Here is a 23,946-nt window from a genome sequence, read left to right on the forward strand (position 1 = left end):
GTTGTCGACTCCCCCAAGCTCTCGACTTCGCTCGAGCAAGGGGGGACCCCCATCGCGTCGACGCCCTCCTCCGCCTTGCAGAGGCACGCACCAGAGCCCGCTCGCCGGCACCGAGCAGAACAGTCGCTTCCCTGCGACCTGATCCAAACGACAGACCCTAGGCAGCCCGTGGCACCGTCGGCAGCGGGTCCGCAACATGCATGGACCGCCCGGCCCCCAAGTCCGTCAGAATCGCCGCCGACGCCCGATGCCCAGAGTGCAGAGCGCCCTGGACAGTACTGGTGTCCCGGTGATCCCCGCACACATACAGCCCGGCAATCAGCCGCACCGGCCGCCGCAGATCATGCGGCGGCCGCATCGCCGGCACGGCCTGCGCCGTGTGATGCACGGCCAGCGTCTCCCACCGAGCCGTCGACACCCCGTACAACCGCGCCAGATGCATCCGCACAGCCGTGTCGACATCCCCCGGCGGCCGCCCCAGCACCGTCGAGGACACCAGCGCCCGCCCCGCCGGAGCACGGGACGGATCGACCCGGCTGACCACAGCCGTATGCGCGACCGGCCCGCCCAGGTCCGCGTCGAGCAACAGCGACGCCCCCGTCCCCGGCGGCTCGTCGGTGGTGTGATGCACGACCGTCACCGGATGAAATTCCGGCACCCGCAAGCCGGGCAGCAGCTCGGCCGCCGCCCTCGCGTCCGTCGCCACCAGCACCGCCCGGCAGCGGATCTCACCGTGCTCGGCGGTGGTCACCGAGGTCGTGGAGACGGAGGTGACGCGCACGCCGGTGTGCACGGTGCCCGGCGGCAGCGTGCCCGCGAGCAGCTCCGGCAGGGCCTCCGCGCCGCCCTCCGGCAGGCACAGCCGGCCGCTGGCGAAGGCGCGCAGTGCGAGGTCCGCGCACCGGCTGGACGTCGTCAGGTCCGGGTCGCACAGCAGGGCGGCGAGCAGCGGACGCAGGAAGCCGTCGATCGTCCGGGCGGGCAGCCCGCGGGCCGCCAGCGCCTCACCGGCGGGCAGCTCCGGGCGGGCCAGCAGCCGTTTTGCCGGTGTGCCCGCCAGCCGGGTCAGGGCAGCTCCCAGACGGGCTTGGTCGACGGCCGTGCCGAGCGGGGCACCGGACCGGCTCCGGGGCACGGAGACCTGCCGGCCGGGCACCGCCACCGGCCTCCTGGGCGGCCGGGGCACGGACGGCGACCGGGGGGCGCTCGCCAGGGCGCGCACCGCGTGCAGTGCGCCCCGTGCGCCCCCTGCGCCCGCCTGGACGCCCGCGCGATGGTGGCGTCCGTCGCCGTGCAGCAGGACCCCGGGCGTGAAGGGGCGCAGCACGAGCCCGCCGAGGCCGGGTGTCAGCCGTAGTTCCGGGTACGCCGTGGACAGCAACTGGCCGATTCTGTCGAGCCGGAAGCCGTCGACCTTCTCCGTCGCCATGCGGCCGCCGACCCCGTGGGCGGCCTCCAAGACCATGGTCGTCACTCCTGCGCTGGTCAGCCGGTGCGCGGCCGAGAGTCCGGCGACCCCGGCCCCCACGACGACCACGTCCGCCTGGTAAGCGGGCTCAAGCACGTGCCCCTCCTCGAGGTTGCGCGGGCGCTGGAGACGTCATGCCCTCAACAGGCCCCAGGGATACGCGAGTTCTGGTCGAGGGTAGGGCCGTGATCGGTCAGCGGGAGTCGCGCATCGACAGGGCACGGTCGCACAGCGGTCGCATACGGATGCCTTGTGGGCGTGAAGTGGTCCCAAGGGGCTGGTGTGCGGCGCGAAGGGCTGTCTCGGAACGATCGGTGGGTGCGGCGACGCCCTTGTCTCCGGGCCCGTCACAACGCCGCCCGGATCGCCCCCTCGATCTCCGGGAAGGCGAACCGGAACCCCGACTCCAGCAGCCGCGTCGGCAGGATCCGGGCGCTGCCGAGCACATCGCCGGCCATCTCGCCGAGCACGGTCCGCAGGACGGGCGCGGGCACGGCGAACAGCGTCGGGCGGTGCAGCACGCGCCCCATCACCGCCGTGATCTCACGGTTCGTCAGGGGGTTCGGCGCTGTGAGGTTGAACGGCCCGGACAGGCCGTCGGTGTCGATGAGATGCCGGATCGCGGCGACCTCGTCGTGCAGCGCGACGAACGACCAGTACTGCCGCCCGTCACCCATCCGCCCGCCGAGCCCGGCCTGGAACAGCGGGAACAGCCGCCCCCACGCACCGCCCTCGCGGGACACGACCAGCCCGGTCCGGGTGAACACCGTGCGTACGCCCGCCTCCTGGGCGGGTGCGGTGGCGGCCTCCCACTCCACGCACAGCTCCGGCAGGAAGCCCTCGCCCGCCGGAGCGCTCTCGTCGACGGTCCGGCCCCCGGTCTCGCCGTAGTAGCCGATGGCGCTGCCGTTCACGAAGACCCGCGGCCGGTCCTTCTCGTCCAGCGAGGCGACGGCCCGGGCGAGCGCCGCCGTGCCGTTGACCCTGCTGTCGCGGATCCGCTGCTTGTAGGCGTCCGTCCAGCGGCGGTTGCCGACCCCCGCCCCGGCCAGATTCACCACCGCGTCGCACCCGGCGAGCCCGGCCGCGTCCGCGCGCCCGCCCTCGGGATCCCACCGGACCTCCTCCGCCGCCCGGGGCGTACGGCGCACGAGGCGCACCACCTCGTGCCCGTCCGCGGTCAGGGACCGCGCCAGGGCGCCGCCGATGAGACCGGACGCACCGGCCACTGCGATTCGTGAGCGTGCCATGGGCCCATCCTGCCCGGCGGCGCCATAAATCCGGCGTACGGCAGCAGGCCTTCACCTTAGGGTGACGCCATGTCCGAGCCCCGCGAACTCCGTATCCGCACCGCCGTCCCCGGTGACGGCGAAGGACTGGCCCTGCTGGACCGCCTCGCGTGGTCGCACCTGCACGCCGTGATGCCCGAGCCGCAGCCGCCGTACCCGCCGTTCTTCAGCGAGCGGCACGCCCCCGAGGACTGCCTGGTCGCCGAACTCGGTGACCGCTTGGCGGGCTACATATGTCTCGGCTTCCCGACGCCGGTCGACTCCAACCGGCACGTCCGTCAGATCCAGGGCCTCGCCGTCTCGGAGGAGGCTCGCGGCCGGGGTGTCGGGCGGGCGCTGGTCCGGGCCGCCGTCGACGAGTCCCGCAGGCGTGGTGCCCGCCGCCTCACCCTGCGCGTCCTCGCCCACAACACTCCCGCCCGCAAGCTCTACGAGGCCGAGGGGTTCGTGGTGGAGGGGGTCCTGCCCGAGGAGTTCCTGCTCGACGGGACGTACGTCGACGATGTGCTGATGGGCCGCTCCCTGTGAGCCGGAGCTACGACTCGGCCAGCTCGCCCGTGTCCACCGGCGCCGTCGCGCTCGCCGCACCCCGGGCGTCGGAGGAGACCTCGGCCGCCGTCAGCACGTAGCCCGTCTCGGCGTCCGAGGTGGAGCGGGCGAAGACCACGCCGTAGACCCGGCCGTCCGTGGTGAGGAGGGGGCCGCCGGAGTTGCCGGGGCGGACGGTGGAGCGGATCGAGTAGATCTCACGGGTGACCGTGTCGTCGTTGTAGATGTTCTGGCCCGTCGCCCGGACCCGGTTCGCGACCGTCGCCGCCTGGAGGTTCAGGTCGCCGTCCTGCGGGTAGCCCGCGACGACCGCCGAGTCGCCGCGCCGGGCCTCGTCGTCGAAGCGGAGCACGGGCGCCTTGAGGCCGGGCACGTACAGCACGGCCACGTCCTTCTGCGGGTTGAAGAGCACCACCCGCGCCTCGTACGTCCGCCCCACCCCGCCGATCTGCACGGTCGGCTCGTCGATGCCCGCCACGACGTGGGCGTTGGTCATCACGTGCTCCCGCGCGTACACGAAGCCGCTGCCCTCGCGGCCCTGGGTGCCCGCGACGCCCTCGACCTTGACCGTGCTCAGCTTGGCGGCGTTGGTGGCGGCCGCCGTGACACTGTCGCCGGAGGGCTCGGCGACCTCGGCGGTCGACTCGTTCTCGAACGGGTTGAAGACCTGTGGGAAGCCCGCCTCGGTCAGCGCGGACGTGGCCCCCGAGAACCAGGCCGGTGTGGTGTCCGGCATCGTCCGCTGCACCGCGCCGAGCAGCCGCGAGTCCCGGATCGCCGAGGTGACCAGCGGCGACGAGGAGGCGCCCAGGACGCTCGCGGCCACCCACGCCACGATCAGGACCGCGACCGAGTTGGCCACCGCCCCGCCGATCCCGTCCGCCACTCTCAGCGGCCCCCGGTCCAGCTCCCGGCGCAGCCTGAGCGCGAGGCGCCCCGCCAGCTCGTGCCCCACCACCGCCGGGAGCAGCACCGTGAACACCGCCGTCACCGTCGCGCGCGTCGTACCCGGCGGCACCAGGTCCATCACCCACGGCAGGATCCACACGCCGACGACCGCTCCGCCCACGAAGCCCGCCAGCGACACACAGCCGGCCACCAGCCCGCGCCGGTAGCCGGACGCCGCATAGGCCAGGACGACCAGCAACAGCAGGATGTCGAGCAGGTCCACGCACGCCTTCTCTCTCTCGGAACCCCCAGGGGCTGTTCGAAGGTCCCGTGCGCCGCGGGCACCGCACGGGACTTTCGAGCACCCCCTAGTACGTGGGGGAAGGGCCCGGTGATCAGCCACACGCGCGTGGATGATCAGAACCGGCCACGCGCGCGTGCACTCGGAAAAACGCCGCGGACCGTGACGATGGTTCCACCGGGTGGCACACCACACATCGCGGACGGACCGGATCAGGCCGACAGTGGGATCATGCGTGTCTTCCGAAGACGGCACTGCCGAAGACGGCGGGGCACGCGCAGGCACCGCGCCGCCGGGACACCCGGCATAGCCGGTCTGCCGCGCGCGGCCCGGGTGCTGCTCGGCTGCCTGCCGGGCGTCGCCGCCGTCGTGGCGCTGGTGCTGTGCGCCCACGGCGTCGAGCACGCCGCCGAGACCGGCGCCCGCCCGGCCACGCAGCGCCCCGCCGCCACGCCCTACGCCGCCCCGCGCCCGCACATCGTGCCGAGAGCGCAGTGGCTGGGCGACGCCGCCCGCAAGCAGCCGCGCCCGCGCTACGACGACCGGGTCGTCGCCGTCTTCGTCCACCACACCGACTCGCCCACCGGCTACGACTGCGCCGACGCGCCCCGCATCCTCCGGGACCTGTACACCGGCCAGACCGGCACCCGCGACTGGGACGACATCGGCTACAACTTCGTCGTCGACCGCTGCGGCACCGTCTACGAGGGCCGCGCCGGCGGCGTCGAGCGGGCCGTCACCGGCGCCCACACCCAGGGCTTCAACCACCGCACCACCGGCATCGCCGCCCTCGGCACCTTCACCGCGGGCATGCCCGTACCCCGGGCGATGATCCACGCCATCGCCGCGCTGTCCGCCTGGAAGCTGGGCCTGACCGGCACCGACCCGCGGGCGAGCGTCCGCCTGGTATCCAGCAACGGCCTGAGCCGGTACGCGGCCGGCACCACCGCCGAGCTGCCCGCCCTCGCCGGCCACAACGACGGCTACAAGACCAGCTGCCCGGGCGCCGCCCTGCACGCCCGGCTGCCGGAGATCAGACGGCTGGCCGCCCGGTTGCAGGGTCGGCCGGCCGGCGGCCCACAGGAAGGCCACAGCCGGCGCGCAGCGTCCTCAGATCCCGGCGCCCTGCGGTCACCACCACAGGCAGCCGACTGGAGGTGGGGACCATGAACAACGGTCGCAGGAGGAACCCGGGGATCCGAGCCGGGGTCGTGCGCGGCCCCTGGGCGGTGCTCTGCGCGGTCGCGACCGTCGTCCTGGGCCCGGCCGCGGCCACCGCGCCCGCCCTCGACCGGGCCAACGCCGCCCCGCTGCACCACGCGGTCGAGGCCGACCGGCACGCGTACCTGCCGTCCGACCCGAGCCGCCGCCGGGCCGTGTGATCAGCCCCTGAAGCGCTCCCACAGCCGGGGATAGCGCTCGGCGAGCAGGTCCTCGTTCTCGAGGTCGAGCGGGGTGCCCTCCGGTTCCGGGGGCGCGGGCGGAATCCCCAGGTCGGGGGCGACCGTGCCGGTGAGCTGCTCGTAGGCCTCGTCCGCGGCGTAACCGAGCTCCTCGCCGTCGCCGTCGATCTCCTCGTCGAAGTCGTCCAGCAGCTCGGCGAGCGAGTCCGGGTCGTGCACGGCGCCCTCGAAGACATGGCGGCCCTGGCCGATCAGCCAGCACCGGAAGAAGTCGAAGGCGTCGTCGCTCGCCCCGTCGAGCAGCACCCAGGCGGCGCCCCACAGGTCCCAGCGGTAGGCGCGGTTGTAGCGGGACTCGAAGTGCCGGGCGAAGTCCAGGACCGAGTCCGGGTCCAGCCGCGCGAGCCGCTCCACGAGCACGTCGGCCTGCTCCTCCGGGTCGCCCTCGGCGGCCTCCCGGGCGTCGTCCACCAGCTCCCAGAACTCCGTCTCGTCCATCACGGGTCCAGCATCGGGCCTGGGACACGGGGGCGCACCCGGAGTGCGCGGGATCGTTATACGCCGTCCCGGGGGTGGTACAGCCCGGCCAGCCGCAGCGCGTCCCCCGCGAACCGCTCGCGCAGGCTCTCGGGCGCCAGTACCTCGACCTCCGGGCCCAGCGCCGTCAGCTGGGCGTGGGCGACCTCCTCGGACTCCACCGGAAGGGCCACCGTCACCCAGCCGTCGTCGTCCGGGGCGTCCGCGTCCGCCAGGGACTCGCGGGCGGACAGCGAGTCGAGCGCGTACGGCAGCCTGCGCACACCGTCGGGGGACAGCCGCACCACGACCCGCGCCCGCAGGATGGACCGCGCGAACTGCTCCGCCCGCTCTTCCCAGAAGGCCGGCAGGTCGAACTCCGGCTCCCGCTCGAAGCGCTCCTCACCCGTGTCCACCGCCGTGAACCGGTCGATCCGGTACACCCGGAAGGACCCGCCCCCGGCCACCCGTGCGCACAGGTACCAGACGCCCGCCTTCAGCACGAGCCCGTACGGCTCCAGCTCCCGGACGACCTCGTCCTCCCCGCGCCGGTAGCGCGCGGTGATCCGCCGGTCGTCCCACACCGCGTCGGCGACCGCCGGCAGCAGCACGGGCGTCTGAGGCTCCCTGAACCAGTTCGGCGCGTCCAGATGGAACCGCTGCGCCGCCGTCCTCGACGCGTCCCGAAGGGACGGCAGCAGAGCGGCCGACACCTTCAGCCGGGCCGCCGAGGCCGCGTCCTCCAACCCCATCTCGCGCAGCGCCTCCGGCACCCCGGACAGGAACAGCGCCTCGGCCTCGCTGCGGTGCAGCCCGGTCAGCCGCGTACGGTAACCGCCGACCAGCCGGTACCCGCCGGCCCGGCCCCGGTCCGCGTACACCGGCACACCGGCCTCCGACAGCGCCTGGGCGTCCCGTGTGACCGTCCGCTCCGACACCTCCAGCTCACTGGCGAGCTCGGCGGCCGTCATGGAGGGCCGGGACTGGAGCAGCAGCACCATCTTGATGAGCCGGGCAGCGCGCATGCAGCACATCATGCAGCAGGCCCCCGTCGCGGCGGGGGCCTGCCGATCATCGGTCCTTGCTCACAGACCGTACTTCGCGCGCGCTTCCTTCACGGCCGTCGCCTTGACCTCGCCGCGCCGCGCGAGCTGGGCCAGGGCCGCGACGACGATCGACTCGGCGTCCACACCGAAGTGGCGGCGGGCCGCCTCGCGGGTGTCCGAGAGGCCGAAGCCGTCGGCGCCCAGCGAGGACCAGTCCTGCTCGACCCACTGCGCGATCTGGTCCGGGACCTGGCGCATGTAGTCGGAGACCGCCAGCACCGGGCCCTCGGTGCCCTGGAGCGCCTGCCGGACGAACGGCACCCGCTCCTCACCGCGAAGCAGCGCCTCGTCCGCCTCCAGCGCGTCCCGGCGCAGCTCGCTCCAGGACGTCGCCGACCACACGTCGGCCGCCACGCCCCACTCCTCGGCCAGCAACTGCTGCGCCTTCAGCGCCCAGTGGATCGCCGTACCGGAGCCGAGCAGCTGGATCCGCGGGGCGTTGGCCGCGGGCGTGATGCCCGCCGACTCCGCCGTGTTGAAGCGGTAAAGGCCCTTGACGATGCCCTCGTCGATGCCGTCGACGGACGGCTTCGCGGGCTGCGGCAGCGGCTCGTTGTAGACGGTCAGGTAGTAGAAGACGTTCTGGTCCTCACCCGGGGCCGCCTCGCCGTACATCCGGCGCAGGCCCTCCTTGACGATGGCCGCGACCTCGTACGCGAACGCCGGGTCGTACGTCAGCGCCGCCGGGTTCGTCGCGGCGATGACGGGGGAGTGGCCGTCGGCGTGCTGCAGGCCCTCACCGGTCAGGGTGGTGCGGCCGGCCGTGGCGCCGACGAGGAAGCCGCGGCCGAGCTGGTCGCCGAGCTGCCACATCTGGTCGGCCGTGCGCTGCCAGCCGAACATCGAGTAGAAGATGTAGAACGGGATCATCGTCTCGCCGTGCGTCGCGTACGACGTCGAAGCGGCGATGAAGTCGGCCATCGAACCGGCCTCGGTGATCCCCTCGTTGAGGATCTGGCCGTTCTGGGCCTCCTTGTAGTACATCAGCTGGTCGCGGTCGACCGGCTCGTACGTCTGGCCCTTGGGCGAGTAGATGCCGAGCGACGGGAAGAGGCTCTCCATACCGAAGGTGCGCGCCTCGTCCGGGACGATCGGCACCCAGCGCTTGCCGGTCTCCTTGTCGCGGACCAGGTCCTTCACCAGACGGACGAACGCCATGGTGGTGGCCACGTTCTGCGAGCCGGAGCCCTTGTCGAAGGAGGCGAACGCCTTCTCCGCGGGGGCCGGCAGCGGCGCGACCGGGTGGACGCGGCGGGCCGGGGCCGGACCGCCGAGGGCCGCGCGGCGCTCCTGGAGGTAGCGGACCTCGGGGGAGTCGGCGCCCGGGTGGCCGTAGGGGACCACACCGTCGACGAAGTCGCTGTCCTTGATCGGCAGGCCGAGCAGGTCGCGCATGTTCTTGAACTCGTCCACCGTCAGCTTCTTCATCTGGTGGTTGGCGTTCTTCGACGCGAAGCCCTCGCCGAGGGTGTGGCCCTTGACCGTCTGGGCCAGGATCACGGTCGGCGCGCCCTTGTGTTCGACGGCCGCCTTGTACGCGGCGTACACCTTGCGGGCCTCGTGCCCACCGCGCGAGAGGTGGAAGCACTCGAGGATCTTGTCGTCGCTCAGCAGCTTCGCCATCTCCGCCAGCGCCGGGTCGGCGCCGAAGAAGTCCTGGCGGATGTAGGCGGCGTCGCGGGTCTGGTACGTCTGGATCTGCGCGTCCGGTACCTGGCGCAGACGGCGTACGAGCGCGCCCGTGGTGTCGAGCTGGAACAGCTCGTCCCAGGCCGTGCCCCACAGCGACTTGACGACGTTCCAGCCGGCGCCGCGGAACTGGGCCTCCAGCTCCTGCACGATCTTGAAGTTGGCGCGGACCGGGCCGTCGAGGCGCTGCAGGTTGCAGTTGATGACGAACGTGAGGTTGTCCAGCTCCTCGCGGGCCGCCAGCGCGAGGGCCGCCGTCGACTCGGGCTCGTCCATCTCGCCGTCGCCGAGGAACGCCCACACGTGCGAGGCGGAGGTGTCCTTGATGCCGCGGGCGGTGAGGTAGCGGTTGAAGCGCGCCTGGTAGATGGCGGAGAGCGGGCCGAGGCCCATCGACACCGTCGGGAACTCCCACAGCCAGGGCAGGCGGCGCGGGTGCGGGTAGGAGGGCAGGCCGTTGCCGCCCGACTCGCGGCGGAAGTTGTCGAGCTGCTCCTCGTTCAGACGGCCGTCGAGGAACGCGCGGGCGTAGATGCCGGGGGAGGCGTGGCCCTGGATGTAGAGCTGGTCGCCGGAGCCGTCGGCCTCTTTGCCTTTGAAGAAGTGGTTGAAGCCGGTCTCGTAGAGCCAGGCGGCGGAGGCGAAGGTGGCGATGTGGCCGCCGACGCCGTACTTGCTGCCGCGGGTGACCATCGCGGCCGCGTTCCAGCGGTTCCACGCGGTGATCCGCTGCTCCATCGCCTCGTCACCGGGCACGTCGGGCTCGGCGGCGGTGGGGATGGAGTTGACGTAGTCGGTCTCCAGGAGCTTCGGCAGCGCGATGCCGGCGCCCTCGGCGCGCTCCAGCGTGCGCCGCATCAGGTACGCGGCACGGTGCGGCCCGGCCGCCGTGGCGACCGCGTCCAGGGAGGCCTGCCATTCGGCGGTCTCCTCCGGGTCCCGGTCCGGGAGCTGGTCGAGCTCGCTCGGCTGGATGGCGTTGGGGTCGGTCATGTCGCCGCCTTCCTCAGTCGAAGGGGGTTCCCTCATCGGTAAGGGTTCGGGGGTGCCCTTGGTCTTTGGCAGGACAGGGCTGGGGCTCGGGTGGCAAGCCCGTCGGCGACTGTAACTCCCTGATCGATGATCGATCAAAGGGTTGACGCAGAAAACCTCTTGATTACGAGAAAGTAGGCACGCGGTGCCTCCGGCGGTGGCACGCGGTGACGGGATTGCTGTGGGTTTCCGCAGGTGGGAGGCGTTTGAGCGGGGGTGTGCTCCGGTGTCACGCCCGGGGCGCGCAACCCAGGACGTGCGCCTTCACGAGTTCCGCGATGCGGGGGTCGCGGCGCTTGAAGGCGGCGACCAACTCCTCGTGCTCCTCGGCGTACGACTGCTGCCGGGTGCCCAGCCAGCGGATCGACAGGGCCGTGAACACCTCGATGCCGAGGCCTTCCCAGGTGTGCAGCAGCACGGAGTTGCCCGCGGCGCGGACCAGTTCGCGGTGGAAGGCGACGGTGTGGCGGACCTGGGCCGTGCCGTCGGACATGCGGTCGGCCTCGTACAGGGCGGTGACGTGGGGTTCCAGGGCCGAGCAGTCCTCCGACAGGCTCTGGGCCGCCAGTTCCGCCGCGATGGCCTCCAGGCCGGCCCGGACCGGGTAACTCTCCTCCAGGTCGGCGGCGGTCAGGTTCCGTACGCGGACGCCCTTGTTCGGAGCCGACTCGATCAGACGCAGGGACTCCAGTTCGCGCAGGGCCTCGCGGACCGGGGTCTGGCTGACTTCCAGTTCGGTCGCGATCCGGCGCTCGACGATCCGCTCGCCCGGCTGCCAGCGTCCGCTGATGATCCCCTCCAGGATGTGCTCGCGGATCTGCTCGCGCAGCGAGTGGATGACGGGCGCGGTCATGTGGGCTCCTTAGGCGGGATTGACGTTTAGACAATACGGCCGGGTCGCTCCGCCGGTGAGGCTGACGAGGGTGCTTTCACGCAGGTGAGACGAGTTGCACATGGTGCGTGTGGCGCGCCTTGGAGCTCGGTCCGTTCCGTCTGTGGGCGGCTGCGGATCGTTCGTGGCTTGTCGCGCAGTTACCCGCGCCCCTAACACAGTGCCCCCGCCCGGAGATGATCCGAGCGGGGGCACCGTACAGCCGTACCAGCGTTGGAGATCAGAGGCCGAGCTCGACCTCGAACTCGCCCGCCTCCAGGATGGCCTTGACCGCCGTCAGGTAGCGGGCGGCGTCGGCGCCGTCCACCAGGCGGTGGTCGTAGGACAGGGTCAGGTACGTCATGTCGCGGACGCCGATGACCGTGCCCTCCTCCGTCTCGATGACGGCGGGGCGCTTGACCGTGGCGCCGATGCCGAGGATGGCGACCTGGCCCGGCGGCACGATGATCGTGTCGAAGAGCGCGCCGCGCGACCCGGTGTTGCTGATGGTGAAGGTCCCGCCGGACAGCTCGTCCGGGGTGATCTTGTTGGCGCGGACCTTGCCGGCCAGCTCCGCCGTGGCCTTGGCGATACCGGCGAGGTTGAGGCCACCGGCGTTCTTGATGACCGGGGTCATCAGGCCCTTCTCGGAGTCCACCGCGATACCGATGTTCTCGGTGTCGAAGTAGGTGATGGTCCCCTCGGCCTCGTTGATCTTGGCGTTGATCGGCGCGTGGGCCTTCAGCGCCTGGGCCGCGGCCTTGACGAAGAACGGCATCGGGGAGAGCTTGACGCCCTCACGGGCCGCGAACGCGTCCTTGGCACGGGCGCGCAGCTTCATCAGGCGCGTGACGTCGACCTCGACGACCGAGGACAGCTGGGCCTGCTCGTGCAGGGCCTTGACCATGTTGTCGCCGATGACCTTGCGGATCCGCGGCATCTTGATGGTCTGGCCGCGCAGCGGCGAGGTCTCCAGCGCCGGGGCCTTCTTGGCGGCAGCCGGAGCGGCCGCGGCCGGAGCCGGGGCAGCGGCGGCGGCCTTGGCGGCCTCGGCGGCGGCCATGACGTCCTGCTTGCGGATGCGGCCGCCGACGCCGGTGCCCTTGACGGTGGACAGGTCGACGCCGTTCTCGGCGGCGAGCTTGCGCACCAGCGGGGTGACGTAGGCGCCGTCGTCGGCCGGCTGGGCGGCGGGGGCGGCCGGTGCCTGGGCCGGAGCCGGGGCGGGAGCAGGAGCGGCCGGGGCCGGCTCGGGAGCCGGGGTGACCTGCTGCTGCGGAGCCGGGGCCGACGGGGCCTGCGGGGCCGGGGTGGGCTGCGCCGGAGCCGGAGCCGGAGCCGGAGCCGGAGCCGGAGCCGGAGTGGGCTCGGGCTGGGCCGGGGCCTCCTGCGCCGGGGCGGCGGCCGGAGCGGCACCCGCCTCGCCGATGACGGCGAGCTTGGCGCCGACCTCGGCGGTCTCGTCCTCGCCGACCACGATCTCCAGCAGCGTGCCCGAGGCGGGCGCCGGGATCTCGGTGTCGACCTTGTCGGTGGAGACCTCGAGCAGCGGCTCGTCGGCCTCGACGCTGTCACCGACCGACTTCAGCCAGCGGGTGACGGTGCCCTCGGTGACGGACTCGCCGAGCGCGGGCAGGACCACGTCCGTGCCCTCGGCGGAGCCGCCGCCGGCGGCGGCGTCGGCGGTGGGAGCGGGCGCCGGGGCGGCCTGCTCGGTGGACGGGGCGGCCGGTGCCGGCTCGGGGGCGGGCTCGGCGACCTGCTCGGCGGCCGGGGCCGGGGCGGCAGCGGGCGCGCCCGTGCCGTCGTCGATCACGGCCAGCTCGGCGCCGACCTCAACGGTCTCGTCCTCGGCGACCTTGATGGACGCCAGGACACCGGCGGCGGGCGAGGGGATCTCGGTGTCGACCTTGTCGGTCGACACCTCGAGCAGCGGCTCGTCGGCCTCGACGCGCTCACCCTCGGCCTTCAGCCAGCGGGTGACAGTGCCCTCGGTGACGCTCTCGCCGAGCGCCGGAAGGGTTACGGAAACCGCCATGGTTTCGGTTGCTCCTTACGGAAAGTGCGGAAGTCTGTCGTCGCGTTCGTCGACCGAGGGGTCAGTCGTGCGAGTGGAGCGGCTTGCCGGCCAGGGCCAGGTGGGCCTCGCCGAGCGCCTCGCTCTGCGTCGGGTGGGCGTGGATGAGCTGCGCGACCTCGGCGGGCAGCGCCTCCCAGTTGTAGATCAGCTGGGCTTCGCCGACCTGCTCGCCCATGCGGTCGCCGACCATGTGGACGCCGACGACGGCACCGTCCTTGACCTGGACGAGCTTGATCTCGCCCGCGGTGTTCAGGATCTTGCTCCTGCCGTTGCCCGCGAGGTTGTACTTCAGAGCGACGACCTTGTCCGCGCCGTAGATCTCCTTGGCCTTGGCCTCGGTGATACCGACGGAGGCGACCTCCGGGTGGCAGTACGTCACCCGCGGGACACCGTCGTAGTCGATCGGAACGGTCTTCAGACCGGCCAGACGCTCCGCCACCAGGATGCCCTCGGCGAAGCCGACGTGCGCGAGCTGCAGGGTGGGGACGAGGTCACCGACAGCGGAGATGGTCGGGACGTTGGTGCGCATGTACTCGTCGACCAGGACGTAGCCGCGGTCCATGGCGACGCCCTGCTCCTCGTAGCCCAGGCCCTGGGAGACCGGGCCGCGGCCGATGGCGACGAGCAGGGTCTCGGCCTCGAACTCCTTGCCGTCGGCGAGGGTGACCTTGACCCCGTCCTGGGTGTACTCGGCCTTCTCGAAGAAGGTGCCCAGGTTGAACTTGATGCCGCGCTTGCGGAAGGCGCGCTCCAGCAGCTTGGAGGAGTTCTCGTCCTCGACCGGGACGAGGTGCTTCAGGCCCTCGACGATGGTGACGTCGGTGCCGAAGGACTTCCACGCGGAGGCGAACTCGACGCCGATGACACCGCCGCCGAGGATGATCGCGGACTTCGGCACGCGGTCCAGGACCAGGGCGTGGTCCGAGGAGATGATCCGGTCGCCGTCGATCTCCAGGCCGGGCAGCGACTTCGGCACGGAGCCGGTCGCGAGGAGCACGTGGCGGCCCTGGACGCGCCGGCCGTTCACGTCGACGGAGGTCGGGGAGGACAGCCGTCCCTCACCCTCGATGTAGGTCACCTTGCGGGAGGCGACGAGCCCCTGGAGCCCCTTGTACAGACCGGCGATCACGCCGTCCTTGTACTTGTGGACGCCGGCGATGTCGATGCCCTCGAAGGAGGCCTTCACACCGAACTGCTCGCTCTCGCGGGCCTGGTCGGCGATCTCGCCCGCGTGCAGCAGGGCCTTGGTGGGGATGCATCCTCGGTGCAGGCAGGTGCCGCCGACCTTGTCCTTCTCGATCAGGGCGACGTCCAGGCCCAGCTGCGCCCCGCGCAGGGCCGCGGCGTAACCACCGCTGCCACCGCCGAGGATCACTAGGTCGAAAACGGTGCTGGCGTCGTTCGCCACGTCACGTCCTCCATGCATGTGCGCCGTACGCCGGTCTTCACTGACCGGCAGGCGGCTGGTGTCCGGCCGCTCGTTCTTCGGCCCTTCGGTGGGGCCCTGTCCTGCCGAGCCCCATCTTCGCACTTGTCAGCACAGAAGGAGACGCCGGGCTGCTGTGTGAGACACCCCACGTTGCCGACAGGGGCGCGGGGAGCTGCGCGACCAGCCCCCGCGCCCCCGCACTCGCCACACAACCGGCGAGAGTCGGGCTACCGGGCGACCGTCAGCCCAGATCCCCCGCAGCCGTCAGCTCGGCGAGCCGGACCAGCGTCCGCACGCCACTGCCCGTCCCGCCCTTCGGCGTGTACCCGAAGGGCCCGCCCTCATTGAAGGCCGGCCCGGCGATGTCGAGGTGCGCCCAGGTGATCCCCTCACCCACGAACTCGCGCAGGAACAGCCCGGCGACCAGTCCGCCGCCCATCCGCTCGCCCATGTTCGCGATGTCGGCCGTGGGCGAGTCCATCCCCTTGCGCAGGTGCTCCGGCATCGGCATCGGCCACGCCGGCTCCCCGACCTCCTCCGCCGCCTCGTGCAGCGCCGTACGGAAGGCGTCGTCGTTGCCCATGATCCCGAACGTCCGGTTCCCCAGCGCCAGCACCATCGCCCCGGTCAGCGTCGCGACGTCCACGATGGCGTCCGGCTTCTCCTGCGACGCCGCCCACAGCGCGTCGGCCAGCACCAGCCGGCCCTCCGCGTCCGTGTTGAGCACCTCCACGGTCTTGCCGCTGTACATCCGCAGCACGTCACCCGGACGGGTCGCGGAGCCGGAGGGCATGTTCTCGGCCAGCGCCAGCCAGCCGGTGACGTTGACCTCCAGGCCGAGGCGCGCGGCGGCGACGACCGCGGCGAACACCGCGGCCGCACCGCTCATGTCGCACTTCATCGTCTCGTTGTGACCGGCCGGCTTCAGCGAGATGCCGCCCGAGTCGTACGTGATGCCCTTGCCGACGAAGGCGAGGTGCTTGTTCGCCTTGGAGGAGGTGTACGACAGCTTCACCAGGCGCGGTCCTGCCGCCGAGCCGGCCCCGACGCCGAGGATGCCGCCGTAGCCGCCCTTGGCCAGGGCCTTCTCGTCGAGCACCTGCACCTTGATGCCGTGCTCCTTGGCGGCGGCCTGGGCGATGGCGGCGAACGACTCGGGGTTCAGGTCGTTCGGCGGGGTGTTGACCAGGTCGCGGGCGCGGTTGAGCTCCTCGGACACGGCGGCGGCACGCTCGACGGCGGCCTTGTACGCCTTGTCGCGGGGCTTGCCGCCGAGCAGGGCGACCTCGGCGAGGGGGGCCTTGCCGTTCTTCCCCTTGGGGTCCTTGCCGCTGTCCTTGTAGGCGTCGAAGGAGTACGCGCCGAGCAGGGCGCCCTCCCCGATCGCGCCGGCGTCGGCGGCGTTCGCCAGGGGCAGGGCGAAGGCGGCCTTCTTGGACCCGGCCAGGGCGCGGGCGGCGGCGCCGGCGGCCTTGCGCAGGGCCTCGGTGTCGTAGTCGGCGTCCTTCTCGGGCACCGCGCCCAGGCCCACGGCCAGCACGAGCGGCGCCTTGAAGCCGGACGGCGCCGGCAGCTTCGTCACCTCGCCCTCGGCACCGGAGGCGCCGAGGGTCTCCAGAACGCCGGCGAGCCTGCCGTCGTACGCCTTGTCCACGGCCTCGGCGCCCGGTGCGACGACCGGCCCCTTGGCACCCTTGGCGACACCGATCACGATGGCGTCGGCCCGCAGACCGGGCGCCGCGGCGGTGCTGAGAGTGAGAGCAGTCACGGTGGTGAAATCTCGCTTCCGATGTGAAGTTTCTGTGGTCGAACGGTGTGGGTCGACCGGGCCCGACAGCCGACCCTATTGCGACCTCAGGGCTCGGATATCACGGGGCCTTCCCCGGTGCGGCGAACACTCGACGACGAGACTACGCGCGTGGTCGTGTTCGCTCATTCCTGCGGGCGTTCACCTGTCGGTGGCCCAGTGGCCATTTCTTGATCCTCCATGCCGGTGAACTGAGTCACACTCGTCGAGATCCGGTGAGCGCTCTGCTCGCCGCTTTGCATGATTTCCACGGGTCCTCCTCAGTTCGACCGCAAGGGGATCCCGGGGATCTTCTGGGGGAGGAACCATGGCGCAGCGTGCGCGCAGATGGAGAAGCACGGCCGCCGCGGTGACGGCGGCGGGCCTGATCACGGCGGGGGCGGTGGCGCCGGGGGCGGCGGCCGCGGAGGAGCCACGGATCGATCTGAGGGTGCTGGTGGTGGACAACGGCGACAGCTCCGTCCGGGCCGTCACCGCCCAGCTGAGGAGCACGGGCGTCCCGTACACGACCATCGACCTGAACGACGCCGGCCGCCCGAAGATCACCGAGTCGTTCCTGAGCGACACGGTGAACGGCAGCCCGCGCGCCAAGTACCAGGGCGTCGTCCTGCCGAACGAGTCCCCCTTCGGCGCGGGCTCCGCCGAGCAGACCGCCCTGGAGACGTACGAGCGGACGTACGGCATCCCGCAGGTCGACGCCTACACCTGGGCGCACCCGGAGGTCGGCCTCGACTACACCAGCGAGGGTGGCTGGGCGGGCACTCTCGACGGGCGCGAGGCGTCCGTCACCGCGGCCGGGAAGGCCGGCTGGTTCGGCTACCTCGACGGCGCGTTCCGGTTCGAGGACAATGCCCCGGCCGTACGTGAGAGTTACGGCTATGTCGCCCGGCCCCGCACCGGCTTCACCAGCTACGTCGACATCCCCGTGCCCGGCGGCACCGGCCGCGGCAGCCTCGTCGGCGAGTACGCCCACGACGGCCGCCGCGAACTCGTGGTGACCTTCGCCTACAACAGCAACCAGCAGCAGTTCCGGCTGCTGGCCCGGGGCATCGTCGAGTGGCTCACCCAGGGCGTGCACCTGGGCCAGGCCCGCAACTCCTTCGCCGTGCACATCGACGACGTGTTCGCCCCGGACAGCCGCTGGGACACCGAGCGCAACTGCACCCCGGGCGACTTCGACTGCGCGGGCGGCGACGGCGAGGGCACCACGCCGATCCGCATGACCGCGGACGACGCCGCCTACGCCGCCCAGTGGCAGCGCGAGCACGGCTTCACCATGGACATGGTCTACAACGCCGGCTCGGGCGAGGAGTGGAAGACCCAGCACGGCGGCACCGACGCCCTGACCGACCGGCTGCTCGCCGACAAGGCGCAGTACCGCTGGGTCAACCACACCTACACGCACCCCTTCCTCGGCTGCGTACAGGACACCTCCACCGTGCCGTGGAGCTGCGCGAAGAACGCCGACGGCTCGACCAAGTACATGAGCCGCGCCGAGATCGCCGCGCAGATCCGCGACAACCACGACTGGGCCGTGAACCAGGGCCTTCCCGTCGACCGCGCCGAGCTGGTCACCGGTGAGCACTCGGGCCTGAAGACGCTGCCCCAGCAGTCCGACGACAACCCCGGCCTGGCCGGCGCCCTGGCCGACACCGGCGTCAGGTGGATCGCCTCGGACAACTCCCGCGAGCCCGAGCAGCGCGCGATCGGCAACGCCCTGACCGTGCCGCGCCACCCGATGAACGTGTACTACAACGTGGGCACGGCGGCCGAGATGGCCGACGAGTACAACTGGGTCTACACCTCGCGCGCCGACGGCGGCAGCGGCGTCTGCGAGGACAACGCCACCTCCACGTGCCTGGACGAGCCGCTCGACCCCACCACCGGCTACGCCGAGCACATCGTCCCGCAGGAGGCGCGCACCGCCCTCGGACACGTCCTCGCCGGCGACCCCCGGCCGCACTACGCGCACCAGTCCAACCTGGCCGAGGACCGGCTGCTCTACCCGGTCATGGAGAAGGTGCTCGACGACTACCGGGCGCTGTTCGCCGACAACACCCCGCTGGAGAACCCCCGGCACGGCGCCATCGGCACCGAGGTGCAGCGCCGCGCCGCCTGGCAGACGGCCCTGGCGAACGGTCGGGTGACGGCGTACCGGACCGGCACCACCGTCACCGTCACCGCCCCGTCCGGCACACACATCCCGGTGACCGCGCCGGAGGGCACGCAGAAGCAACTCCTGCTCGGCACCACCGCGTTCGGTACCCCGTACGCGGGACAGCGCTCGGCCTGGACGACCCCGGCAGCACTCCAGTCGGCTCTCACACTGAAGTTGCCCTAGAGCTCTCAGGGGCGCGGGGAACTGCGCGACCAGCCCACACGAGACCCGCACTCGGCATCCGGGCAGCAGTTCCCCGCACAACATCCGCACCACAGGGGGGAAACACCGCATGAGGCGAACAGGCCGTCATGTCACCATGCTCACCGAAGGCACCTACCCGCACGTCCACGGCGGCGTCAGCACCTGGTGCGACCAGCTCGTCAAGGGCATGCCCGAGGTCGACTTCCACATCGTCTCGCTCACCGGCAGCGGCCGCGAACCCGTCACCTGGGAGCTGCCGCCCAACGTCTACCAACACACCTCCGTGCCGACCTGGGGCCCGCGTCCCGGCCGCGCGAGGCCCCCGTACGGCAGGGCCCGCAGCCGCTTCACCGAGACCTACGAGCGTTTCCTGCTCTCCTTCCTCGACCCCGGCTCGCACGCCGACTTCGGCGAGTCCCTGAACGAGCTCGCCGAACTCGCCCGGGACGGGTGCCTGTCGGCGGCCCTGCGCACCGAGTCGGCGCTGCGCTCGCTGATGCGGATCTGGACGATGCCGCATCTGCCGACGGCCGCCGCCCGCCCCACCGTGCACGACGCGCTGACCGCGACCGACCTGCTGGAACACGCCCTGCGCCCGCTCGGCGTCCGCATCCCCGAGGACTGCGTCGCGCACGCCGTCAGCAGCGGCCTCGCCACCCTGCCCGCGCTCGCCGCCCGCCACTTGGACGGCGTGCCGTTCCTGCTCACCGAGCACGGCATCTACCTGCGCGAGCGCTACCTCGGCTACCGCCGCGACGCCCAGCGCTGGCCCGTGAAGGCGTTCATGCTCGGCTTCTACCGGGAGCTGAACTCCTACGGCTACCGGGCCGCCGACCTGATAACGCCGTGCAACCAGTACAACCGCCGCTGGGAGGAGCGCGGCGGCGCCGACGCCGGCAAGATCCGCACGGTCTACAACGGAGTCGACCCGGCCGCCTTCCCGCACGCCGGCCCCGAGCCCGAGGTCCCCACCCTGTCCTGGTGCGGCCGTGTCGACCCCATCAAGGACCTGGAGACCCTGATCCGCGCGTACGCGATGGTGCGCGCCGAGATACCGGCGACCCGGCTGAGGCTCTTCGGCCCGGTCCCGCCCGGCGGCGAGGCCTACCGCACCCGCCTGGAGAAGCTCGCCGCCGAACTGGGCGTCACCGACGGCCTGACCTTCGAGGGCCGCATCAGCGAGGTCTGGCGGGCCTACGCGGCCGGACACGTCGTCATGCTGTCGTCGATATCCGAGGGCTTCCCGTTCTCCATCATCGAGGCCATGTCGTGCGGCCGTACGACGGTGTCGACGGACGTCGGGGGAGTGCGCGAGGCCGTCGGCGACACGGGCCTGGTGGTGCCCCCGCGCGAGCCGGAGAAGATGGCCGCCGCCGCGCTGACCCTGCTCAAGGACGACCAACGGCGCCTCGAACTGGGGCAGTTGTCGCGCCAGCGCGTCATCGACCGGTTCACGCTGCGCCGCTCGGTGGATGCCTTCCGCACCGTCTACAAGGAACTCGCGGGCGAGGACGAGGTGTACGAACCCACGCTGGAGACCGTCGCCGACTGGACCCTGGAACTGCGCGACCCCTGGTACGCGGCCGTCGCGACGGACGGAGCCGGCTGGTGAGCGGAAGCGTCTGGCTGCCCCCGGGCTCCCGCCCGGACACCCTCCCCGCCATCCCCCGGCAGCGCACCCCCAGCTGGGCCCAGCCCGACCCGGTCGACGAACTCGCCGTCCGCCTGGAGGACTTCGTAGCCGCGGCCGTCCACCCGGACGAGATAGCCGCGCTCCTGGAGTCCGACGGCCTCTCCGACGACCAGATCCGCGAACGGTACGGCGTGAAGAACTCCTTCGCGCTCGCCGAGACCCTCTACGAACGCGTCGAGCGCCGCTACCCCGAGCCCGACGGCCCCCTCCACGACCCCTGGCGGATCGGCCTGCTGGGCTGCTTGCTGCGCGGTGTCGTCTTCGCCCTGCCCGGCCTCGCCTACGTCCTCGGCGCGCCCCTGTTCACGGGCCCCGACGACTTCGGCCTCCCCGCGGGCACGGTCCCGCTCCTGGCCGGCGCCCTGTGCGGCTGGACGTGGAACCAGGGGCTCGCCCACCGGGCGTACGCCTGGCTCGGGTTGGGCGACCGGATGGCCGCCCGGCGTGCCCTGCTGCTCGGCGCCCCGGCCGGTGCGCTGCTCGGCTCGCTGGTCGCCCTGGCGTTCGCGGGCGGCGCCGTCCCGGCCGTGGTGGCCTTCGCCGCCGGGCAGTCCTGCTATCTGGCGGCGGCGACCGTGCTGCTGGTGATGGGCCGCGAGCGGTTCCTGCTGGCCGCGCTCGCGCCGATGGCGATGGGCGCGGTCCTGTCCCTGGTCGACCCGCTGCCCGAGGCCGCGAGCCTGGCCCTGCTGCTGGGCTCCCTGGCGGCGGTCGCGGCCCTCGCCGTCCGCGAAGCGGCACCCGCCCTGAAGGAACCGGGCGGGGGCGGCTGGACCGCCGGCCTCGTCGCCCTGCTGCCCTTCGGCGGGTTCGGCGCCGCCCCCGCGCGCCGGCGCCCCGCCGGACCCCGGCTCACGGGCTCCCTGCCGTACGCGCTGTTCGGGCTCGGCACCGGCGTCCTCGTGCTGTACGCGGCGCTCGGCGACGTCCTCGCCGGCGAGGACCACAGCGCGGTCGCCGCGCCCGCCGCCGTGGCGCTCACCCTCAGCATGGGCCCCGCCGAGTGGCTGCTGTACCGCTTCCGCAGCGACAGCCTCGCCGGACTGCGCTCCAGCAGCACCGCCCGGGACTTCTGGCGGACCACGGTCCTGACCGTCGTACAGTGCCTGGCCGCCTATCTCGCCGCGCTGCTCGCGCTGAGCCTCGCCGCCTCCCTCCTGTGGCCGCACTCCCCGGTCCCCGGCGGCGTCCGGCTGGCCGGGCTGCTCCTGCTGGGCGTGGTCCTGTGGACGGGCCTGCTGCTCCAGTCGTTCGGCGCGGTGACCGGCGCGACGGCGGTGTGCTGCGCCGCGGCCCTCGCCCAGACCCTGCTCATCGCCACCCGCACCGGCGACCCGCACACGGCGGGCATGGCCGTGTACGGCGCGGCGGCCGTCGTCCAGGCCGCCCTGGTGTGCGCGCTGCTGGGGAGGGCAACCGCCCACCGATGAGCACCCTCCTGGTCCCGTACTACGAGCACCCGTCCGTCCGCCCCGCCGAATGGGACGCGATCGTCGCGGCCGCGCCCCGCCTCTACGGGGTCGTCCTCAACCCGGCCAGCGGCCCCGGCGACCGCCCCGACGCGGCCTTCGCCGAGGTCGCCGGCCGGCTGAGGGCGGCGGGCGTCCGGGTCCTCGGATACGCCGACACCGACTACGGCCGCCGCGCCGCCACCGACGTCGTCCGCGACCTCACCCGGCACCGCGACTGGTACGGCACCGACGGCGCCTTCCTCGACCAGGTCCCCTCCGGGCCCGAGCAGTTCGAGCACTACCAGCGGCTGGCGGTGGCCGCCTGGGGCGTCGGCTGCGGCACCCTCGTCCTCAACCACGGCACGGCACCGCACCCCTGCTACGCCCGCATCGCCGACGTCCTCGTCACCTTCGAGGGCACCTGGGCGTCCTACCGCGCCCTGCCTCACCGACCCTGGCCCGGCGACAGCGGGGTGCGGCTGTGCCACCTGGTGTACGACGTGCCGCCCGGCGCCGATCCCGAGGGCCTGGCGCGGGAGCGGGGCGCGGCGGTGCACTGCGCGGTGCCCGGAACCGGAGATCATCCTTGGGGCACACTGCCGTACACCCTGCACAACCCGGAGAACGCCCCGTGAGACGCCCCCTGCTCGTCGCCCTGCTGATCCTGCTGCTCGCGGGCTGCACCCAGGGCCCCGACGGCAAGCCCGGCCCCCGCTGGCAGCCCCGTCCCGGCACGGCCTGGCAGTGGCAGCTCAGCGGGCGCCTGGACACCTCCGTCGACGTGCCGGTCTACGACATCGACGGCTTCGACCACTCCGAGGCCACCGTCGCCCGGCTGCACCGCGAGGACCGCAAGGTCATCTGCTATCTGTCCACGGGCGCCTGGGAGGAGTTCCGCCCGGACGCGAAGAAGTTCCCGAAGCCGGTCCTCGGCCGGGGCAACGGCTGGGAGGGCGAACGCTGGCTCGACATCCGCCGCACCGACGTCCTGGAGCCGCTCATGGCGGCCCGCATGGACATGTGCCGCGACAAGGGCTTCGACGCGGTGGAGCCCGACAACATGGACGGCTACCGCAACGACACGGGCTTCCCGCTGACCGCCGCCGACCAGCTCCGCTACAACCGCCTCATCGCCCGCCTCGCCCACGACCGGGGCCTGGCCGTCGGCCTGAAGAACGACCTGGACCAGATCCCGGAGCTGGCCGGGGACTTCGACTTCGCGGTCAACGAACAGTGCGCCCAGTACGGCGAGTGCGGCGCCCTCAAGCCGTTCGTCGAGGCGGGCAAGGCCGTCTTCCACGTCGAGTACGAGGTGCCCACCGGCCGCTTCTGCGCCGAGTCCCGCCGCCTACGCTTGAGTTCGCTGCTCAAGAAGTACGAACTAGGGGCGTGGCGGCAGGCGTGCTGAGCCCGATCCCGGTGACCTCCGTGCCCGCCACCCGGTCGGCGAGGGACCGGCGGCCGGGGGAGAGGTCCGGCAGCGCGTTCAGCAGGAACAGCACCACCGCGACCGCCCACACCAGCACCGACAGCACGACCTGCCCCTCGACCAGCAGCACACAGGCCACCGCGTACACGGCGACGTCCGCTTCGGTCGTGACGGCGGCCCGCAGCGCCGCCCGGCGCGGCAGCCGCGGCGTGACCTTCAGCCCGGCCAGGCCCTGGCCGATCGTCCGCCCGGCCAGGGACAGACACCCCCACTGGTAGAGGAACACCGTCAGGACCAGCAGTCCGACGGCCTGCTCGACGTACAGCACCGACGTGTCCCACAGCCTGAGCCCCAGGTCCTGGGAGGCGTCGAGCACGTCGCCGCGCGAGGTCAGCAGGTCGAGGCCGCTGCGGGTGGCGAGCTCGGGCACGTCGGTGACGAGCGCGGAGACCCGGTGGAAGGTGAGCACGGCGAGCGCCGAGGCCAGCGCCACCACCAGTGCGAAGTCGACGGACCAGGCCACGACACGGCGTAGCTTCGGCATGAACATCCCCCGATCACTTGTGTGTTCGGGGGACGAAGC

20 protein-coding genes are annotated in these 23,946 nt (G+C 72.4%); 8 read left to right on the plus strand and 12 right to left on the minus strand.

Translation table 11 applies throughout. The features are described 5' to 3' along the window. Nucleotides 1–157: 157 nt before the first annotated feature. Nucleotides 158–1,564, minus strand: a complete 1,407-nt coding sequence (locus ACIBNA_RS36005) for an NAD(P)/FAD-dependent oxidoreductase (RefSeq protein WP_399169404.1) — start codon at nt 1,562–1,564, stop codon at nt 158–160. 251 nt (nt 1,565–1,815) lie between these two features. Then, on the minus strand, nt 1,816–2,718 hold the full coding sequence (locus ACIBNA_RS36010) for a TIGR01777 family oxidoreductase (RefSeq protein ID WP_399169405.1): 903 nt from the start codon (nt 2,716–2,718) through the stop codon (nt 1,816–1,818). Nucleotides 2,719–2,787: 69 nt separating this feature from the next. On the opposite strand from ACIBNA_RS36010, the gene ACIBNA_RS36015 reads away from it, so the two are divergent. Continuing rightward, nucleotides 2,788–3,285 carry a GNAT family N-acetyltransferase gene (locus ACIBNA_RS36015; protein ID WP_399169406.1) on the plus strand — a complete coding sequence of 166 codons (498 nt, stop codon included), beginning with the start codon at nt 2,788–2,790 and terminating at the stop codon, nt 3,283–3,285. A gap of 7 nt (nt 3,286–3,292) precedes the next feature. On the opposite strand, the gene ACIBNA_RS36020 is transcribed toward ACIBNA_RS36015, so the two are convergent. Beyond that, nucleotides 3,293–4,477, minus strand: a complete 1,185-nt coding sequence (locus ACIBNA_RS36020; protein WP_399169407.1) for a MarP family serine protease — start codon at nt 4,475–4,477, stop codon at nt 3,293–3,295. A gap of 249 nt (nt 4,478–4,726) precedes the next feature. Here ACIBNA_RS36020 and ACIBNA_RS36025 point away from each other — a divergent pair, with 249 nt between their 5' ends. Next, nucleotides 4,727–5,665, plus strand: coding sequence for a peptidoglycan recognition protein (locus ACIBNA_RS36025; protein WP_399169408.1), 939 nt, complete (start codon nt 4,727–4,729; stop codon nt 5,663–5,665). Continuing rightward, nucleotides 5,662–5,877: a hypothetical protein gene (locus ACIBNA_RS36030; RefSeq protein WP_399169410.1), complete on the plus strand. Its 216-nt coding sequence runs from the start codon at nt 5,662–5,664 to the stop codon at nt 5,875–5,877. The genes ACIBNA_RS36025 and ACIBNA_RS36030 overlap by 4 nt, the downstream gene beginning before the upstream one ends. Here the strand turns inward: ACIBNA_RS36030 and ACIBNA_RS36035 are convergent, their stop codons facing one another. The 8 genes from ACIBNA_RS36035 to ACIBNA_RS36070 all read right to left on the minus strand — a co-directional run bounded on the left by ACIBNA_RS36035 (nt 5,878) and on the right by ACIBNA_RS36070 (nt 16,679). Beyond that, entirely contained in the window at nt 5,878–6,396 is a 519-nt protein-coding gene (locus ACIBNA_RS36035; protein ID WP_399169473.1) for a DUF4240 domain-containing protein, read from the minus strand. A gap of 56 nt (nt 6,397–6,452) precedes the next feature. Then, on the minus strand, nt 6,453–7,439 hold the full coding sequence (locus ACIBNA_RS36040; RefSeq protein WP_399169411.1) for a helix-turn-helix transcriptional regulator: 987 nt from the start codon (nt 7,437–7,439) through the stop codon (nt 6,453–6,455). A gap of 60 nt (nt 7,440–7,499) precedes the next feature. Next, nucleotides 7,500–10,202: a pyruvate dehydrogenase (acetyl-transferring), homodimeric type gene (gene aceE, locus ACIBNA_RS36045; RefSeq protein ID WP_399169412.1), complete on the minus strand. Its 2,703-nt coding sequence runs from the start codon at nt 10,200–10,202 to the stop codon at nt 7,500–7,502. 268 nt (nt 10,203–10,470) lie between these two features. Further along, nucleotides 10,471–11,094: a GntR family transcriptional regulator gene (locus ACIBNA_RS36050; RefSeq protein ID WP_274815739.1), complete on the minus strand. Its 624-nt coding sequence runs from the start codon at nt 11,092–11,094 to the stop codon at nt 10,471–10,473. 259 nt (nt 11,095–11,353) lie between these two features. After that, nucleotides 11,354–13,150, minus strand: coding sequence for a 2-oxoglutarate dehydrogenase, E2 component, dihydrolipoamide succinyltransferase (sucB, locus tag ACIBNA_RS36055; protein ID WP_399169413.1), 1,797 nt, complete (start codon nt 13,148–13,150; stop codon nt 11,354–11,356). Between the two features lie 61 nt (nt 13,151–13,211). Next, nucleotides 13,212–14,600, minus strand: coding sequence for a dihydrolipoyl dehydrogenase (gene lpdA / locus ACIBNA_RS36060; protein WP_399169414.1), 1,389 nt, complete (start codon nt 14,598–14,600; stop codon nt 13,212–13,214). Between the two features lie 262 nt (nt 14,601–14,862). Then, complete coding sequence (locus tag ACIBNA_RS36065; protein WP_399169415.1) at nt 14,863–16,389, minus strand: leucyl aminopeptidase; 1,527 nt, start codon at nt 16,387–16,389, stop codon at nt 14,863–14,865. A 164-nt stretch (nt 16,390–16,553) separates the two neighbouring features. Continuing rightward, nucleotides 16,554–16,679, minus strand: coding sequence for a hypothetical protein (locus tag ACIBNA_RS36070; protein ID WP_399169416.1), 126 nt, complete (start codon nt 16,677–16,679; stop codon nt 16,554–16,556). 56 nt (nt 16,680–16,735) lie between these two features. On the opposite strand from ACIBNA_RS36070, the gene ACIBNA_RS36075 reads away from it, so the two are divergent. The 5 genes from ACIBNA_RS36075 to ACIBNA_RS36095 all read left to right on the plus strand — a co-directional run bounded on the left by ACIBNA_RS36075 (nt 16,736) and on the right by ACIBNA_RS36095 (nt 23,342). Beyond that, entirely contained in the window at nt 16,736–18,769 is a 2,034-nt protein-coding gene (locus ACIBNA_RS36075) for a hypothetical protein (RefSeq protein WP_399169417.1), read from the plus strand. 109 nt (nt 18,770–18,878) lie between these two features. Then, nucleotides 18,879–20,402, plus strand: a complete 1,524-nt coding sequence (pelF, locus tag ACIBNA_RS36080; RefSeq protein ID WP_399169418.1) for a GT4 family glycosyltransferase PelF — start codon at nt 18,879–18,881, stop codon at nt 20,400–20,402. Beyond that, nucleotides 20,399–21,913 carry a hypothetical protein gene (locus ACIBNA_RS36085; protein ID WP_399169420.1) on the plus strand — a complete coding sequence of 505 codons (1,515 nt, stop codon included), beginning with the start codon at nt 20,399–20,401 and terminating at the stop codon, nt 21,911–21,913. The genes pelF and ACIBNA_RS36085 overlap by 4 nt, the downstream gene beginning before the upstream one ends. Further along, nucleotides 21,910–22,569: a spherulation-specific family 4 protein gene (locus ACIBNA_RS36090; protein ID WP_399169421.1), complete on the plus strand. Its 660-nt coding sequence runs from the start codon at nt 21,910–21,912 to the stop codon at nt 22,567–22,569. Before ACIBNA_RS36085 ends, ACIBNA_RS36090 begins: the two co-directional genes overlap by 4 nt. Beyond that, complete coding sequence (locus ACIBNA_RS36095) at nt 22,566–23,342, plus strand: endo alpha-1,4 polygalactosaminidase (protein WP_399169423.1); 777 nt, start codon at nt 22,566–22,568, stop codon at nt 23,340–23,342. Before ACIBNA_RS36090 ends, ACIBNA_RS36095 begins: the two co-directional genes overlap by 4 nt. Here ACIBNA_RS36095 and ACIBNA_RS36100 read toward each other — a convergent pair. Then, nucleotides 23,302–23,907 (minus strand): RDD family protein, encoded by a 606-nt coding sequence (locus tag ACIBNA_RS36100; protein WP_399169424.1) that lies wholly within the window; start codon nt 23,905–23,907, stop codon nt 23,302–23,304. The genes ACIBNA_RS36095 and ACIBNA_RS36100 overlap by 41 nt on opposite strands. Nucleotides 23,908–23,946 lie beyond the last annotated feature (39 nt).

The sequence above is a fragment of the Streptomyces sp. NPDC050164 genome (assembly GCF_044459945.1).
GTDB lineage: Bacteria > Actinomycetota > Actinomycetes > Streptomycetales > Streptomycetaceae > Streptomyces > Streptomyces coeruleorubidus_A.

Excerpts from the sequence above, each read along its gene's own strand:
- ACIBNA_RS36025 (WP_399169408.1), top strand. The coding sequence starts at position 4,727 with ATGCGTGTCTTCCGAAGACGGCACTGCCGAAGACGGCGGGGCACGCGC.
- ACIBNA_RS36030 (WP_399169410.1), top strand. The coding sequence starts at position 5,662 with ATGAACAACGGTCGCAGGAGGAACCCGGGGATCCGAGCCGGGGTCGTG.
- sucB (WP_399169413.1), bottom strand. The coding sequence starts at position 13,150 with ATGGCGGTTTCCGTAACCCTTCCGGCGCTCGGCGAGAGCGTCACCGAG.
- ACIBNA_RS36035 (WP_399169473.1), bottom strand. The coding sequence starts at position 6,396 with ATGGACGAGACGGAGTTCTGGGAGCTGGTGGACGACGCCCGGGAGGCC.
- aceE (WP_399169412.1), bottom strand. The coding sequence starts at position 10,202 with ATGACCGACCCCAACGCCATCCAGCCGAGCGAGCTCGACCAGCTCCCG.
- ACIBNA_RS36075 (WP_399169417.1), top strand. The coding sequence starts at position 16,736 with ATGGCGCAGCGTGCGCGCAGATGGAGAAGCACGGCCGCCGCGGTGACG.
- ACIBNA_RS36040 (WP_399169411.1), bottom strand. The coding sequence starts at position 7,439 with ATGCGCGCTGCCCGGCTCATCAAGATGGTGCTGCTGCTCCAGTCCCGG.
- ACIBNA_RS36100 (WP_399169424.1), bottom strand. The coding sequence starts at position 23,907 with ATGCCGAAGCTACGCCGTGTCGTGGCCTGGTCCGTCGACTTCGCACTG.
- ACIBNA_RS36050 (WP_274815739.1), bottom strand. The coding sequence starts at position 11,094 with ATGACCGCGCCCGTCATCCACTCGCTGCGCGAGCAGATCCGCGAGCAC.
- ACIBNA_RS36090 (WP_399169421.1), top strand. The coding sequence starts at position 21,910 with ATGAGCACCCTCCTGGTCCCGTACTACGAGCACCCGTCCGTCCGCCCC.
- ACIBNA_RS36010 (WP_399169405.1), bottom strand. The coding sequence starts at position 2,718 with ATGGCACGCTCACGAATCGCAGTGGCCGGTGCGTCCGGTCTCATCGGC.
- ACIBNA_RS36015 (WP_399169406.1), top strand. The coding sequence starts at position 2,788 with ATGTCCGAGCCCCGCGAACTCCGTATCCGCACCGCCGTCCCCGGTGAC.
- pelF (WP_399169418.1), top strand. The coding sequence starts at position 18,879 with ATGAGGCGAACAGGCCGTCATGTCACCATGCTCACCGAAGGCACCTAC.